This is a genomic window from Streptococcus suis (genome assembly GCA_024583055.1).
GTDB classification, from domain to species: Bacteria; Bacillota; Bacilli; order Lactobacillales; family Streptococcaceae; genus Streptococcus; species Streptococcus suis_V.
The window spans coordinates 1,953,679-1,968,794 of record CP102145.1; the positions used below are offsets into that span (position 1 = coordinate 1,953,679).

Consider the following 15,116-nt stretch of genomic DNA (forward strand, 5'->3'; position numbering starts at 1 on the left):
TTTTGATGTTATGGTGTGGTTTCAATTTCATCTACAGACAAAACTGCCTGGCTGGAATGGACGAGATAGGTCGTTCCGTCTTCAAAGCGAATTTGCAATTGGTCGCCATCGCTGTAATCAGTCCACTCTTTGACCTTACCAGTCTTGACGCTTCCATCGGGAAGTTTGACCTGGGCGTAATTGAAGGTGTAGTTGGTGTCAAAAACTGTCTTGTTACCGCAAGCTGACAGCATCATCAGGCTAGCCAGTGCCAGAGCAACAAGAAGGATTTTCTTCATACCAAGCTCCTTAAATGGGTTTTCGTTCAAAGGCATCTATCGAAATGCCCTGAGAAAGGATTAGTTTGGCCCATTCTTTGGCAGAATGGAGGCTGTGGTCCTTGTAGTTACCACAAGACTCGATGGTTGTCCCAGGAACATCTTCCCAGCTAATGCCGTCTGCGATTTCTTCCAAACTAGATTTAATGACTTCAGCGATTTGGACAGAATCTTGCTTGCCCCACATAATCATGTGAAAACCGGTTCGGCAACCGAAAGGTGAGCAGTCGATGAGTCCGTCAATCCGTTGGCGAATCAGCTTAGCCAGCAGGTGTTCAATGGTGTGCAACCCCGCTGTATCCATGGCATTTTCATTGGGTTGGATGAGGCGAATATCAAAGTTGGTGATGACATCTCCCTTTGGTCCAATCTCCTCAGAAATCAAGCGGATATACGGGGCTTTGACGATAGTGTGGTCCAGTTCAAAACTTTCTACAATAACTTCTTTGGTCATAATTTCCTCCATTTGGGTTGATGAAAACATTATACCATATTTGTCAATTTGCAATTGTGAAATCGTTTAAATTATGGTAAAATAGATTCAGATTTTGTGTAATGCAAAATAAAATTGAAAGAGGTAGGAAGATGGATATCATTACACTTGTAGTGACCTTGATTTCTGCTCTCATTGGTTTAGTAATTGGTTACTTTGCCATTTCTTTGAAGATGAAAGCTGCAAAAGAAACTGCAGAATTGACACTTTTGAATGCTGAACAAGAAGCAAGTAATGTTCGTGGTCGTGCGGAAGATCAAGCTGAAGCTATTTTAAAAACAGCTGAGCGTGATCGCCAAACCTTGAAAAAAGAATTACTCTTGGAGGCCAAGGAAGAGGCTCGTAAATATCGAGAAGAAGTAGCAAATGAATTTAAATCAGAACGACAAGAATTAAAGCAAATTGAGTCACGATTGACTGAACGTGCTAGTAGCTTAGATCGTAAAGATGATAATTTAACAAACAAAGAGAAGGTTTTGGAACAAAAAGAACAAAGCCTGACGGATAAAACTAAACATATTGATGAGCGTGAGCAAGAAGTCGCGAAATTAGAAGAGCAGAAAGCTCTTGAGTTGGAACGTGTTGCTTCGCTGAGCCAGGAAGAAGCCAAAGAGCAGATTCTTGCAGCGACTCGTGATAAATTGACCCACGAGATTGCAACCCGTATCAAGGAGGCTGAGCGAGAGGTCAAAGAGCGGTCTGATAAGATGGCCAAAGACCTTCTAGCGCAGGCCATGCAGCGAATTTCGGGTGAATATGTTGCGGAACAAACTATTACCTCGGTTCATCTGCCGGATGATGCCATGAAGGGCCGAATTATCGGTCGCGAAGGTCGCAACATCCGCACCTTTGAAAGCTTGACAGGGATTGACGTTATCATTGATGATACGCCTGAGGTAGTTGTCCTTTCCGGTTTTGACCCGATTCGCCGGGAGATCGCGCGGATGACCATGGAGACCCTGCTTCAGGACGGTCGTATCCACCCGGCTCGTATCGAGGAGTTGGTGGAGAAATACCGTGTTGAGATGGATAACCGCATCCGTGAATATGGTGAAGCGGCTGCCTATGAAGTAGGCGCTCCTAACCTGCATCCTGACTTGATTAAGATTATGGGACGTCTGCATTTCCGTACCTCCTACGGTCAGAATGTGCTCCGTCACTCGATTGAGGTGGCCAAGTTGTCAGGTATTTTGGCTGCAGAGTTGGGTGAGAATGTTAATTTGGCCCGCCGTGCTGGATTCTTGCATGACGTCGGTAAGGCGATTGACCGCGAGGTGGACGGTAGCCACGTTGAGATTGGTACAGAATTGACCAAGAAATACAAGGAAAATCCAGTGGTTGTCAATACGGTTGCCAGCCACCACGGTGATGTGGAAGCAACTAGCACTATTGCTGTGATTGTTGCAGCAGCGGATGCCTTGAGTGCAGCTCGTCCAGGTTCACGTCGTGAATCGATGGAGGCCTATATCAAGCGTCTCCAAGACCTGGAAGAAATTGCTAATAGCTTTGACGGCATCAAGCAGGCTTATGCTATCCAGGCAGGTCGTGAGATTCGGATTATCGTTCATCCAAATAGAATCAGTGATGATAAGATTACGATTCTGGCTCATGATGTCCGTGAGAAAATTGAAAATAATCTGGATTATCCAGGAAATATCAAGATTACGGTCATCCGTGAAACACGAGCAACTGACATTGCAAAATAAGACAGAAGGAGCTTCGGCTCTTTTTGTTGTTCTTCAAGAGCCGGAAAAATCTGGTTTCCAGATTTAAAATCAGTTGATATTTGCTGAGAATTTTGCTACACTAGAATGAAAGATTTAAAGGAGATAACATGCAGGAAAGAGGCTTACTCATCGTATTTTCCGGTCCTTCTGGTGTAGGGAAAGGAACAGTTCGGCAGGAAATTTTTAGCCATCCAGGTAATAAATTTGAGTATTCGGTGTCTATGACGACCCGGGCTCAGCGTCCAGGTGAGGTGGACGGGGTTGATTATCATTTCCGGAGCCGAGAGGAGTTTGAGGAGTTGATTCGTCAGGGACAAATGCTGGAATACGCTGAGTATGTTGGCAACTACTACGGTACACCCTTGACCTATGTCAATGAAACCCTGGACAAGGGAATCGATGTCTTTCTTGAGATTGAGGTTCAGGGTGCCCTCCAGGTCAAGAAAAAAGTGCCAGATGCAGTTTTTATTTTCCTAACTCCGCCAGATTTGGAAGAGCTCAAAGACCGTTTGGTCGGTCGTGGGACAGACTCGGAAGAGGTTATTGTCCAGCGGATTGAGCGTGCCAAGGAAGAGATTGCTCTCATGCGTGAGTATGACTATGCCATTGTCAATGATGAGGTACCAAAGGCAGCGGAATTGGTCAAGCGCGTGATTGAGGCGGAACATTTCCGTGTGGACCGTGTGATTGGCAAGTACAACGACATGATTAAAAATATTTAAGTTAGAAAAGAGAATAAGTCCTATGATGTTAAAACCGTCTATTGATACCTTGTTGGACAAGGTACCATCTAAGTATTCATTGGTTATTTTGGAGGCTAAGCGTGCTCACGAATTGGAGGCAGGCGCTAAGCCAACGCAAGAATTTACTTCTGTAAAATCAACCCTCCGTGCCTTGGAAGAAATCGAGGCAGGTAATGTGGTCATCCATCCAGACCCAGAAGCGAAACGTGAGGCTGTTCGTCGCAAGGCTGAAGAAGCAAAACGCTTGGCTGAAGAAGAAGAGCGCAAAATCAAAGAACAAATCGCCAAAGAAAAAGAAGACGGCGAGAAAATCTAAATTCAAAACTCGGCTGGGGGACCATCCGGGTTTCTTTTCCATTTGATAGTCTTTTGAAGTATTTATTGAACCATTGATAAAAGAGTGAAACCTATCCAAACCATCACGAAAGGAGGATCTATGTACGCACAGATTATCGTAGACGTGCCGCTCATGCAGACGGACCAAGCCTATACCTATCTAGTGTCTGAAGAATTTGAGGCGGGAATTGTACCTGGTATCCGAGTCCATGTGCCCTTTGGAAAGGGTAATCGGCTGATTCAGGGCATCGTGGTCGGCTTGACTGAGGAATTGCCAGAGGGGACCCAGGACATCAAGCCCATTGTGGAAGTGCTGGACTATTCGCCAGTCCTCAACAAGGAGCAATTTTGGCTGGCAGACCAGATGCGCAAGACGGTATTCGCCTACAAAATCACCCTGCTCAAGGCCATGCTACCCAGCCTCCTCAACTCAACCTATGACAAAATTCTCCGTCCTGGGCTTGGTTTGGAAATAGCAGAGCAGGAAAGCCTGTTTGGCGGTAGGGACCAGGTCCGTTTTTCAGACCTGGATGTGTCTGAGCAGGCCCGCATCATGCGGCTTGCCCAGGCAGGCAAAATCTTGGTCGACTATGTGGCCAAGGACAAAAAGCAAATCAAGACTGAAAAATGGTACCGGGTAAATCGGGACCAGCTCATGCAAGCAGAGATACCCGCCCGTGCCAAGAAACGGCTGGCTTTGAAGGCCTACTTACTGGAACATTCTGATGAACAGCCTCTAGCCAGCTTGAAAAAGGACTTTTCAGCTGATACGCTCCGCTATTTCCAAGAAAATGCCTATATAGAAGTCTGGGAGGAGGAGGTCTCGCGGACCCAAGCTCTCTTTGATAAGGTAGGGGTCAGCCAGGCGCTTTCCCTCAATCCAGAGCAGGCCATAGCGGTCAAGGAAATCCTGTCCAAGGTCGGCCAGGAGAGCCAGACCTATCTGCTGCAGGGGGTGACAGGCTCTGGCAAGACAGAGGTCTATCTGCAGGTCATTGACCAGGTCCTCAAGATGGGTAAGACGGCTATCATGCTGGTGCCGGAGATTTCGCTGACGCCCCAGATGACCAATCGTTTTATCGCGCGTTTCGGCCAGCAGGTGGCCATCCTGCACTCAGGCCTGTCAGACGGGGAGAAGTACGACGAGTGGCGTAAGATTGAGCGGGGGGAGGCCCAGGTGGTGGTCGGTGCCAGGTCGGCGATTTTTGCTCCCTTAAAAAATCTAGGAGCCATTATCATCGATGAGGAGCATGAGGCGACCTATAAGCAGGACTCCAATCCTCGCTACCATGCCAGAGACGTGGCAAAGCTGCGGGCGGACTACAACCAGGCTGTCCTGGTTTTGGGGTCGGCTACGCCAAGCCTAGAAACTCGTGCCCGTGCCAGTCGCGGTCTTTACGGTAGGCTGGTCCTCAATCAGCGGGCCAATCCGCAGGCCAGGATACCAGAGGTCCAGGTCATTGATTTCAGAGATTATATCGGCCAGCATGAGGCTAGTAATTTTACGCCGGTTTTGATAGAAAAAATCCAGGAAAAGCTGGCTCGTAAGGAGCAGGTGGTCCTCATGCTCAATCGCCGTGGCTATTCTTCCTTTGTCATGTGTCGGGATTGTGGGACGGTGGACCAGTGTCCAAACTGTGATATTTCTTTGACCCTGCACATGGACAGCCGGTCTATGAATTGCCACTATTGCAATTTTCAAAAGCCCATTCCCCAGGTCTGTCCTAACTGTCAGAGTCGGGCCATTCGCTACTACGGTACGGGGACCCAGAAGGCCTATGATGAGTTGCAGGAATTGCTGCCGAATGCTCGTATCCTTCGGATGGATGTGGACACGACCAAGAAAAAAGGTGCCCATGAGGCCCTTTTGGAGAAATTTGGTCGACAGGAGGCAGATATCTTGCTGGGGACCCAGATGATTGCCAAGGGACTGGACTTTCCAAATGTGACCTTGGTAGGGGTGCTCAATGCGGATACGGCGCTGAATTTGCCAGACTTCAGGTCATCCGAGCGGACCTTCCAATTATTGACCCAGGTGGCTGGTCGAGCAGGTCGGGCAGACAAGGAGGGGGAGGTCATTATCCAGACCTATAATCCCAATCATTATGCCATTGCCTTTGCCAAGAACCAGGACTACGAGGGCTTCTATCAGTATGAGATGGGCATTCGGAAAAGTCTGGGCTATCCGCCTTACTATTTCACGGTGGGCTTGACCTTTTCTCATAAGTCGGAGGATCTTGTCATCAAAAAGGCCTATGAGACGGTGCAGCTCTTGCGGGAGAACTTGACGGAGCAGATTCAGATTTTGGGGCCGACGCCCAAGCCTATCGCCCGTACCCATAATCTTTACCATTATCAAATCATTCTCAAGTACCGGCGGGAGGAGCAGCTGGAGCAGGTCCTCAATCGGATTTTGGACTGGACCCAGGAGCGGGACAACCAGGACTTGCGCTTGGTGATTGATAATGAACCGCAAAATATGATGTGATACTCTTTGAACATCGACAGTATCCGTTCTTGAGTTACAATATATGAGGTTGGACAGGTGTGTCCAGCCTTTTTGCTATCTAGATTTCAAGTCCCAGTTAAGGCAATTATCCATAAAAATGGTATAATTAAGGGATACTAAATAGAGGATGAAGGAGCAGAGATGACAAAATTGATTTTTATGGGAACGCCTGAGTTTTCAGCGACTGTTTTGAAAGGCATTTTGGCAGAGGGCTCCTATGAGGTTTTGGCGGTGGTGACCCAGCCTGACCGAGCGGTTGGGCGCAAGAAAACCATCCAAATGACACCGGTCAAGCAGGTGGCCTTGGAGTACGACTTGCCTGTTTACCAGCCGGAAAAATTATCAGGCAGCCAGGAAATGGCGGACATTATGGAATTGGGAGCGGACGGAATTGTGACAGCGGCCTTTGGTCAATTTTTACCGATCAAGCTGCTGGACTCTGTTGACTTTGCGGTCAATGTCCATGCCTCGCTCTTGCCCAAGTACCGCGGTGGCGCGCCCATTCATTATGCTCTTATCAACGGAGATGAGCGTGTCGGAGTGACTATTATGGAAATGGTCAAGGAAATGGATGCGGGTGACATGATTTCAAGCGACAACATTGCCATTGAAGAGACAGATAATGTCGGCACCCTTTTTGAAAAACTAGCGGTGGTCGGTCGTGACCTGCTCTTGAAAACCTTACCGGGTTATATGGCTGGCGACATCAAGCCGGTGGCACAAGACCCTGAACAGGTGACCTTCTCGCCCAATATTCAGCCTGAGGAGGAAGTTTTGGACTGGGCCAAGTCTGCGCGCCAGATTTTTAATCAGATTCGTGGTATGTATCCTTGGCCGGTTGCCCATACCTATTGGCAGGGAGGGCGCTTTAAAATTCAGGAGGCTTTGGAAGTGGAAGGGTCTGGCAGACCAGGTCAGGTCATTGAAAAGACTAAGAAAACACTGGTCATCGCCTGTGGCAGCTCTGCTATTTCCCTAAAAACCGTTCAGCCAGCGGGCAAGCCCAAGATGACGATTGCGGACTTTTTGAATGGGGCTGGCCGTGAGATTGAGGTAGGAGATGTCTTTGGTGAACAATAAGCAAACAGCGCGTGGACTGGCTCTGGCGGTCTTGACAGAGGTCTTTGAACAGGGAGCCTACTCCAATATCGCCCTCAACAAGGCCTTGGAAGGAACCAACCTGTCAGCCCAGGACAAGGGGCTGGCTACGGAATTGGTCTATGGTACGGTGTCACGAAAAATTACGCTGGAATGGTATCTGGCCCACTTTATCAATGACCGGGACAAGCTGGACAACTGGGTTTATTACTTGCTCATGCTGAGCTTGTACCAGCTGCTTTACTTGGACAAATTGCCTGTCCATGCCGTGGTCAATGAGGCGGTAGAGTTAGCCAAGCGTAGCAAGGGAACGGACAAATTTGTCAATGCCATCTTGCGGAAAATCAGCCAGGCGGACCTGCCTGACCCAGCTAGTATTAAGCGGAAAAACAAGCGTTTGTCAGTTCAATATTCTGTCCCAGTCTGGCTGGTTCAGACCTTGGTTGCGGAATATGGTGATGAGAGGGCGGAGAAGATTTTTGCCAGCCTGCACCAGCGTAATAAGGCTAGTGTCCGTGTGACAGATACTAGCTGTCTGGATGATTTGCAGGCAGCATTGGGAGCGGAGCGGTCGCACTTGTCTCCTGTTGGCCTAGTCAAGTCCCATGGACATTTTGCTGGGACGGAGGCTTTCAAGTCCGGTCTTTTGACCATTCAGGACGAGACCAGCCAGCTGGTGGCTCCGACCTTGCAACTTGAGGGCCATGAAGTCGTACTGGATGCTTGTGCGGCACCTGGTGGTAAGACCTGTCACATGGCGTCTTACCTGGATAGTGGGAAAGTGGTGGCCTTGGATCTATATGACCACAAGCTGGCTCTTATCCAGGAAAATGCGGACCGCCTGGGTCTTTCAGATAAGATTGAAACTCAAAAATTAGATGCCAGTCGGGTGCATGAAGTCTTTGGTCCAGATAGTTTTGACAAGATTTTGGTGGATGCTCCCTGCTCCGGCATCGGGCTTATCCGTCGTAAGCCAGACATTCGTTATAATAAAGCTGGTCAGGATTTTGAAGCATTGAAAAAAATCCAGCTGCAGATACTGGACAGCGTTTGCCAAACCATTAAAAAAGGTGGTATAATAACCTATAGCACATGTACCATTATTGCAAAAGAAAATCAGGAAGTTCTTCGAGAATTTTTAGACAGTCATCCTGATTTTGAACAAGTTGCATTAACACATCCAGAATCATCAATTGTGACAGATGGAATGATACTGATTACCCCTGAACTTTTTCAGACAGATGGCTTTTTCATTGGTCAGCTGAGAAGACGATTCTAGAAAAGGAGGCTGTTGCTTAGCAACAAGAAACTTATGGAAATTGCATTACTTACAGATGTTGGACAAAAACGATCAAATAACCAGGATTATGTCAATCGTTATGTCAACCGAGCAGGAATTGATTTGATTATTCTAGCAGATGGACTAGGAGGTCATCGCGCAGGCCATATTGCTAGTGAAATGACAGCCACAGACCTTGGTGCTGCCTGGGTAGATACTCAAATTATGACCCTCAACGAAGTCCGTGAATGGATGGTTGACATCATTGAGCAGGAAAATCAAAAGATTTATCAATTGGGTCAGACTGAAGAATACAAGGGCATGGGAACAACCTTAGAAGCGGTTGTGGTTATTGACAATCAGATGATTTATGCCCATATCGGGGACTCTAGAATCGGTATCGTTCATAATGAAGAATATGAACGCTTGACCAGTGACCATTCCTTGGTTGGAGCTCTTATGCGAGCGGGTCAATTGACAGAAGAAGAGGCGCAGAACCATCCTCAGAAGAATATTGTGACCCAGTCCATTGGTCAGGCGGACCCGGTTGAACCAGATATTGCCTTGAAGACCTTGGAAGTTGGGGATTACGTGTTAATCAACAGTGATGGCTTGACCAATATGGTCTCGACAGAGGATATTCGCGATATCCTCTTGAGTGATGTTTCGCTGGAAAGCAAGGCAGAGACCCTGGTTCGTTTTGCTAATAATGCTGGTGGTTTGGACAATATCACGGTTGCCATCCTTCATATCACGGAGGAGGCTAACTAATGATTCAAATCGGTAAGATTTTTGCCGGTCGGTATCGGATCATTCGGCAGATAGGCCGAGGAGGAATGGCTGATGTCTACCTGGCAAAGGATCTGATTTTGGATGGTGAGGAGGTTGCTGTAAAAGTTCTCCGGACCAATTACCAGACAGATCAAATTGCTGTTCAACGTTTTCAGCGTGAAGCCAGAGCCATGGCTGATCTCAATCACCCAAATATCGTACGGATTACGGATATTGGTGAGGAAGATGGTCAGCAATACCTGGCCATGGAATATGTTAATGGCCTGGACTTGAAGCGCTATATCCAGGAAAATTCACCCTTGGATAATGATGATGCGGTCCGTATCATGGGGCAAATCTTGCTGGCTATCCGTATGGCCCACACCCGCGGTATTATCCATAGGGATTTGAAACCTCAGAACGTCCTTCTAACGCAAGATGGCGTGGCCAAGGTAACGGATTTCGGGATTGCGGTTGCCTTTGCAGAGACCAGTTTGACCCAGACAAATTCGATGTTGGGCTCGGTTCACTATCTCTCGCCAGAACAGGCGCGGGGGTCCAAGGCTACAGTGCAAAGTGATATTTATGCCATGGGGGTCATTCTCTTTGAGATGCTGACAGGACGAATTCCTTTTGATGGCGATAGCGCTGTAACCATTGCTCTCCAGCATTTCCAAAAGCCCATGCCATCTGTCCGCGAGGCCAATCCAAACGTACCGCAGGCTCTGGAAAATGTTGTCTTAAAAGCAACAGCCAAGAAATTGACAGACCGCTACAAGTCCATTGCGGAAATGTACACGGATATGGCTTCAGCCTTGTCCTACAATCGCCGCAATGAGCAGCGGGTGGTGTTGGATGAAAACAAGGTGGATTCAAAAACCCTGCCTAAATTATCCCAGGTTGCTTCAGAGAAAAAAGTAGATACACCAGTGGAGTCTTCACCAGCTCCAGCAGCAGTTGCTCCAAAAACTAAGCCGACGTCATCAGCCAAGAAGCCCAAGGCAAAAAAGAGGATTCGTACCCGCTATAAGGTATTGATGATTGCTATTGGCCTTCTCTTGGCGGCCTTCTTCGCCATTCTTTTTAATACTCCAGCCACAGTGACAGTGCCGGATGTTGTGGGGCAAACCTTGGAAGTTGCGACGGAGGAGATTGAGACAGCCGGATTGCGCGTGGGTACGGTGACCAATGAAGCTTCGACGGAAGTCGCAGAAGGTCAAGTTATTCGGACAACACCTGCTGCTAATTCCAAGCGCAAAGAAGGTTCCCGTGTCAATATTGTCATTGCCATGGAAGAAGGTGTCAACATTCCTGATTTGTCTGGTGATGAATTGGCGAAAGCCCAGGAAAAACTAGAGGCTCTTGGCTTCAAAGTGGAAGTGGAAGAAGAGTATAGCGAGAAGGTCAAACAGGGCCGGGTGATTCGGACCAAGCCAGAATGGGAGACCAGTCAGCCAAAAGGTTCAACCGTTGTCTTGGTTGTTTCCAGAGGGGCTGAGCCAGTTGATGTACCGGATGTATCTGGACGTAGTGTGAATGATGCTACCCATGCCCTAGAAGCTGTCGGTTTGAAGGTTTCTTCGACCAAGGAAGAATACAGCGACTACTTAGAAGCTGGTCAGGTAATCGGAACAGACCCTGCAGCCAATACCAGTGTTTCTAAGGGTTCTAGCCTGGTTCTCATTGTTTCAAAAGGTCAACGACCACTCATGCCAGATTTTGGTATCTTGACGACTTCCTACTCAGATGCTAGAAAACAGCTGGAAGCTTTGGGAATTAAAAGTATTGAGCGCGTGGAAGACTCGAGTTATTCGACTAGTGAGCGAAATCTGGTCGTAGGACAAAGTCCTCTGCCAGGTCAACCTATTACTGACTCTGTCACAATTTATGTATCCATTCCTACGGTGACACCAGAGTCCAGCAGTAGCAGCACTAGCTCGACAGAAGAATCAACGACGACTAGTACGTCTTCATCAAATAATGGCTCTTTGTCAACTGTAGTGGGTAGATGAAAAGCTAACACCTAGAGAGGACGAAATTCGTTCTCTCATTTTTGATGTTTAAAGCAATATATATCTTGGTTTTAAAGTTCGTAAAGTTCCTAAAGCCAAACGCTTGCCTCTTAATGTCTTTGATGAGTTTATTGGTCGCTTCCAGTTTAGCGTTGGAATATGGAAGCTCCATGGCGTTCGTGATGTAAGTTTTATATTTTAGAAATGTCTTAAAAACAGTCCTAAAGGTTGAATTGACAAGATTCAGATTGTCCTCTAGAAGTTCGAAGAAATGTTTCGAGTTCTTCTCTTGGAAATGGAAGAGAAGGATCTGATAGAGTTCGTAATAGAATTTCAGTTCCACAGAGAAATTCAATGTCTTCTGGATAACCTCTCTCGGTGTTACTGTTTGCCCGAAAGTGCGGGAAAAGAAGCGATTCAGAGACAGTTTACGGCTATCTTTTTGGAGAATACGCCAGTGATTTTTCATGGATCGATAAGGTAGGGAACGCGTATCGAAAGTCTTCATAATATCAATTCTAGTCGTCATCATAGCACGGCTCAGGTGTTGGATAATGTGAAATCTATCAAGGACAATTTTAGCTCTTGGAAATAGTTGTTTGATGATGGGAATATAGCTACCCGACATGTCCACTGTTACGACCTCGACAGTTTCTCTGACCGCCCTAGGATACTTGTAGAAATAGTTCTTGATGGTGGTTTGGCGGTTGTTGTCAAGAATGGTCACAATCGATCTCGTCTCAAAATTCTGAGCAATAAAGGCGAGTTTCCCCTTGTTCCGACAAAATTCATCCCAGCTCAAGACTTTTGGTAATGTCGTAAAATCATGCTCAAATTGAAACTGAGTCAGTTTCCTCTGGACGACCGACACGGAGATATGTAGTCTCCTAGCGATGGCTATATTGGTCATGTTTTCTGTATGGAGTTGCGTCACTTTCTCCCAAATAGGTTGGGAAATCTGACAGTTTTTCTTGACTAGAGCAGTCTCAGATACAGTCACTTTTTGGCAAGATTTGCATTGAAACCTCCGTTTCTTAAGCAGGAGGAGGGTCGGAAAGCCCTGACAATCTAAAATCGGAATCTTTGACGACTTTTGAAAATCGTACTTGATGCATTTTCCTTGGCAATGAGGACAACGAGGACTGTCGTAATCTAGCTTTGCCCTGATTTCTAGATGGGTCTGATGTTTCAAAACGAAGAGAATTTTGATATTTTTGTCTTTGATTCCGATTAGTTCTGTGGTATGATAAAGTTGTTCCATATGAGTCTTTCTAATGTGAGTGTGGTTGCTTTTCATTATAGGTCATATGGGATTTTTTGTATACACTCAAAAAGGCTACATAATCTCTACAGTGGATTTACCCACTACAGAAATTATAGAGTCCAAATAATTCAGACTAAGAGGGGCATTGTCCTCTCTTTTTTCTTAAAATTCCTACCCGGGTAGGAGACAAATCCTGCTAAAATCTGTTAGAATATTGGGAGAGGATCCTTACATGAAAAAAATCCAATTTTTTATACTGATAGAGAGTATTTTGTTTACGCTGGCCTTTTTTGATACCCTAGCCAGTGAGACGGCACGGACTCTTCTCCTAATCGCAGTGATACTAATTCTATTCTGGTATATCACAGGCAGAAAGGGGCTTAATGCCCTACTAACAACGGCCCTTTCTCTCATATTTTTAGTCTTTTTCCTCAATATTTATTTCATTATCGGTGTTTTGCTGATGGTGGTCTATATTTTGGTTAATTTCTTTTCACGCTATGAGAAGCAGTACCAGTATTCCCAGATAGTTCTGGGGGATCAGCATATTCAATCCCAGCATCAAAAGTCCCAGTGGTTTGGTCATAAAGATCATTCCCAGGACCAGTATGGTTTTGAGGATATCAATATTATCCGCCTGTTTGGCAATGACGTTGTTGACCTGGATCAGACGGTTCTAATTGGTCGGGATAATGTGGTTGTTATCCGTAAGACTTTTGGTAAGACTAAAATTATCATTCCTATTGATGTCGAGCTATCCCTGTCTGCCTCTAGTCTGTATGGACGTGTCTATTTTTTAGGCGATGCACATTGGGATTTGCGAAATGAGAGTTTTTCGATTGCGACCCCTGACTATTCTTCTGCCAATAAGCGGGTCAAGGTTGTTATCAATAGCCTCTATGGCGATGTGGAGGTCGTGCGGGTATGATGAAGAAAGGAACGCTATTTTTTCTCATTTGGTATGCCGGGCTGATTGTTATCGTCATCCTTGCCTCAGTCCTTCCCTTGTTGGGCTATTCCTTATTTGACATGTCCTTTTGGACGGCCAATGACCAGCTCTATGTGACCTTGATTTCGCTCCTGGTACTCTTGACAATCTTTCTATCTATCTTGGTTCAGACGGTCAGTTTCCTATCCACGCAGACCATGAGAATGAAGATTAAGCAAATTAGCAATCACCAGCCCATTAGGGTTGATAGCGACGAGGACCAATTGCTCCTACACCTATCTGAGAAAATGCGCAGTTTGACCAGGCAGGTCCAATTGATTGACAACCAGGACCTAGTCAAACGGGAAGCAATTGTCGAGGGGGAGCGTAAGCGAATTGCCCGTGACCTGCATGATACGGTCAGCCAGGAACTCTTTGCGACCAGCATGATTTTATCAGGTCTGGCATCAAATCTGTCCACCATACCGAAAGAAACCCTGCAAGAGCAGCTGGTCTTGGTCAAGGACATGATTGAGTCGGCCCAGCGGGATTTGCGGATTTTGCTCCTGCACTTACGACCTAGTGAGCTGGAAGGTAAGACCCTGGTTGAAGGTTTTGATGTGATTCTGCGGGAAGTCAGCGACAAGAGTAGTATCCAGGTCCACTTCCAGCATGAAGTAGAAGAATTGCCTAAGCTGATAGAAGAGCACCTCTTCCGCATTGCCCAGGAGATTATTTCCAATACCTTGCGCCATGCCAAGGCCAAGCAACTGGATGTCTACTTGATTCAGAAGGAGACAGAATTACAGCTTAAAATGACAGATGATGGCATTGGTTTCCAGCAGGAAGATGATGGGGAGCTCAGCTATGGCCTCCAAAACATCCGCGAGCGGGTGGAAGATATGGCAGGGACTATCAAGATTCGGACGGCTCCCAACAAGGGGGTTGCCATTGATATTCGTATCCCACTACTGAAAGGAAAAGAAGATGAAGACGATTCGAGTGATGCTGGTTGATGACCACGAGATGGTCCGACTAGGATTGAAAAGTTATTTAAATTTACAGGCTGATGTGGAGGTTGTCGCAGAAGCCAGCGATGGCGAGGAAGGCTTGGCTAAGGCACTGGATTTGCGTCCAGATGTGGTTGTTATGGACCTGGTCATGCCCAAGATGACAGGGGTAGAGGCGACTCTGGCCCTCTTGAAGGAATGGTCGGATGTCAAGATTGTGATTTTGACTTCTTATTTGGACAATGAAAAAATCTATCCAGTTCTTGAGGCTGGTGCCAAGGGCTATATGCTTAAAACCTCTAGTGCAGACGAGATTCTCTCTGCCATTCGCAAGGTGGCGCGTGGGGAATTTGCCATTGAAACAGAAGTAGAGAAGAAGGTCGAGCACCACAAGCGTTATCCAGACCTGCATGATGATTTGACCGTACGTGAACGGGAGATTTTGGCCCTGCTTGCCAAGGGCTATGATAACCAGCGTATTGCGGATGAATCCTTCATTTCCCTCAAAACGGTGAAAACCCATGTTTCCAATATTCTGTCTAAACTAGCTGTCAGCGACCGGACCCAGGCTGTCGTCTATGCCTTTCAACATGGACTGGTGGCACAGGATGAAGATTAGTGATATAATG

Annotated in this window: 14 protein-coding genes; 11 read left to right on the forward strand and 3 right to left on the reverse strand. The window is 46.7% G+C overall.

Features of this window, described 5'->3' with window-relative positions:
* Window positions 1-8 precede the first annotated feature (8 nt).
* On the reverse strand, window positions 9-278 hold the full coding sequence (locus NQZ91_09795; GenBank protein ID UUM57610.1) for a hypothetical protein: 270 nt from the start codon (window positions 276-278) through the stop codon (window positions 9-11).
* 10 nt (window positions 279-288) lie between these two features.
* Window positions 289-771 carry an S-ribosylhomocysteine lyase gene (locus tag NQZ91_09800; protein ID UUM57611.1) on the reverse strand — a complete coding sequence of 161 codons (483 nt, stop codon included), beginning with the start codon at window positions 769-771 and terminating at the stop codon, window positions 289-291.
* Between the two features lie 131 nt (window positions 772-902).
* On the opposite strand from NQZ91_09800, the gene NQZ91_09805 reads away from it, so the two are divergent.
* The 8 genes from NQZ91_09805 (at window position 903) to pknB (ending at window position 11,285) form a co-directional block, all read left to right on the forward strand.
* Entirely contained in the window at window positions 903-2,516 is a 1,614-nt protein-coding gene (locus NQZ91_09805) for a ribonuclease Y (GenBank protein ID UUM57612.1), read from the forward strand.
* A gap of 128 nt (window positions 2,517-2,644) precedes the next feature.
* Window positions 2,645-3,259 (forward strand): guanylate kinase, encoded by a 615-nt coding sequence (gmk, locus tag NQZ91_09810; protein UUM57613.1) that lies wholly within the window; start codon window positions 2,645-2,647, stop codon window positions 3,257-3,259.
* 22 nt (window positions 3,260-3,281) lie between these two features.
* Window positions 3,282-3,596, forward strand: coding sequence for a DNA-directed RNA polymerase subunit omega (gene rpoZ, locus NQZ91_09815; protein UUM57614.1), 315 nt, complete (start codon window positions 3,282-3,284; stop codon window positions 3,594-3,596).
* Window positions 3,597-3,716: 120 nt separating this feature from the next.
* The gene (locus NQZ91_09820; GenBank protein ID UUM57615.1) at window positions 3,717-6,104 is read left to right on the forward strand and encodes a primosomal protein N'; all 2,388 of its coding nucleotides are present in this window, start codon (window positions 3,717-3,719) and stop codon (window positions 6,102-6,104) included.
* A gap of 162 nt (window positions 6,105-6,266) precedes the next feature.
* Window positions 6,267-7,205, forward strand: coding sequence for a methionyl-tRNA formyltransferase (gene fmt, locus NQZ91_09825; GenBank protein ID UUM57616.1), 939 nt, complete (start codon window positions 6,267-6,269; stop codon window positions 7,203-7,205).
* A complete protein-coding gene (rsmB, locus tag NQZ91_09830) occupies window positions 7,186-8,502 on the forward strand; it encodes a 16S rRNA (cytosine(967)-C(5))-methyltransferase RsmB (protein UUM57617.1) in 1,317 nt (438 codons plus the stop codon). Before fmt ends, rsmB begins: the two co-directional genes overlap by 20 nt.
* 33 nt (window positions 8,503-8,535) lie before the next feature.
* The gene (locus NQZ91_09835) at window positions 8,536-9,273 is read left to right on the forward strand and encodes a Stp1/IreP family PP2C-type Ser/Thr phosphatase (protein UUM57618.1); all 738 of its coding nucleotides are present in this window, start codon (window positions 8,536-8,538) and stop codon (window positions 9,271-9,273) included.
* Window positions 9,273-11,285 carry a Stk1 family PASTA domain-containing Ser/Thr kinase gene (gene pknB / locus NQZ91_09840; protein ID UUM57619.1) on the forward strand — a complete coding sequence of 671 codons (2,013 nt, stop codon included), beginning with the start codon at window positions 9,273-9,275 and terminating at the stop codon, window positions 11,283-11,285. The genes NQZ91_09835 and pknB overlap by 1 nt, the downstream gene beginning before the upstream one ends.
* Window positions 11,286-11,289: 4 nt before the next feature.
* On the opposite strand, the gene NQZ91_09845 is transcribed toward pknB, so the two are convergent.
* On the reverse strand, window positions 11,290-12,546 hold the full coding sequence (locus NQZ91_09845; GenBank protein UUM57620.1) for an ISL3 family transposase: 1,257 nt from the start codon (window positions 12,544-12,546) through the stop codon (window positions 11,290-11,292).
* 235 nt (window positions 12,547-12,781) lie between these two features.
* Here NQZ91_09845 and liaF point away from each other — a divergent pair, with 235 nt between their 5' ends.
* From liaF to NQZ91_09860, 3 genes are read left to right on the forward strand one after another with little or no spacing between them, the layout of a single operon-like run.
* Entirely contained in the window at window positions 12,782-13,477 is a 696-nt protein-coding gene (liaF, locus tag NQZ91_09850) for a cell wall-active antibiotics response protein LiaF (protein ID UUM57621.1), read from the forward strand.
* Window positions 13,477-14,493: a sensor histidine kinase gene (locus NQZ91_09855; GenBank protein ID UUM58859.1), complete on the forward strand. Its 1,017-nt coding sequence runs from the start codon at window positions 13,477-13,479 to the stop codon at window positions 14,491-14,493. The genes liaF and NQZ91_09855 overlap by 1 nt, the downstream gene beginning before the upstream one ends.
* Entirely contained in the window at window positions 14,465-15,106 is a 642-nt protein-coding gene (locus NQZ91_09860; protein UUM57622.1) for a response regulator transcription factor, read from the forward strand. Before NQZ91_09855 ends, NQZ91_09860 begins: the two co-directional genes overlap by 29 nt.
* The last annotated feature ends 10 nt before the right edge of the window (window positions 15,107-15,116 follow it).

Coding starts and splice junctions, on each gene's coding strand:
- fmt (UUM57616.1), top strand. CDS start 6,267: ATGACAAAATTGATTTTTATGGGAACGCCTGAGTTTTCAGCGACTGTT.
- rpoZ (UUM57614.1), top strand. CDS start 3,282: ATGATGTTAAAACCGTCTATTGATACCTTGTTGGACAAGGTACCATCT.
- NQZ91_09805 (UUM57612.1), top strand. CDS start 903: ATGGATATCATTACACTTGTAGTGACCTTGATTTCTGCTCTCATTGGT.
- NQZ91_09845 (UUM57620.1), bottom strand. CDS start 12,546: ATGGAACAACTTTATCATACCACAGAACTAATCGGAATCAAAGACAAA.
- NQZ91_09795 (UUM57610.1), bottom strand. CDS start 278: ATGAAGAAAATCCTTCTTGTTGCTCTGGCACTGGCTAGCCTGATGATG.
- NQZ91_09800 (UUM57611.1), bottom strand. CDS start 771: ATGACCAAAGAAGTTATTGTAGAAAGTTTTGAACTGGACCACACTATC.
- NQZ91_09855 (UUM58859.1), top strand. CDS start 13,477: ATGAAGAAAGGAACGCTATTTTTTCTCATTTGGTATGCCGGGCTGATT.
- rsmB (UUM57617.1), top strand. CDS start 7,186: ATGTCTTTGGTGAACAATAAGCAAACAGCGCGTGGACTGGCTCTGGCG.
- NQZ91_09835 (UUM57618.1), top strand. CDS start 8,536: ATGGAAATTGCATTACTTACAGATGTTGGACAAAAACGATCAAATAAC.
- liaF (UUM57621.1), top strand. CDS start 12,782: ATGAAAAAAATCCAATTTTTTATACTGATAGAGAGTATTTTGTTTACG.
- NQZ91_09860 (UUM57622.1), top strand. CDS start 14,465: ATGAAGACGATTCGAGTGATGCTGGTTGATGACCACGAGATGGTCCGA.
- NQZ91_09820 (UUM57615.1), top strand. CDS start 3,717: ATGTACGCACAGATTATCGTAGACGTGCCGCTCATGCAGACGGACCAA.
- gmk (UUM57613.1), top strand. CDS start 2,645: ATGCAGGAAAGAGGCTTACTCATCGTATTTTCCGGTCCTTCTGGTGTA.
- pknB (UUM57619.1), top strand. CDS start 9,273: ATGATTCAAATCGGTAAGATTTTTGCCGGTCGGTATCGGATCATTCGG.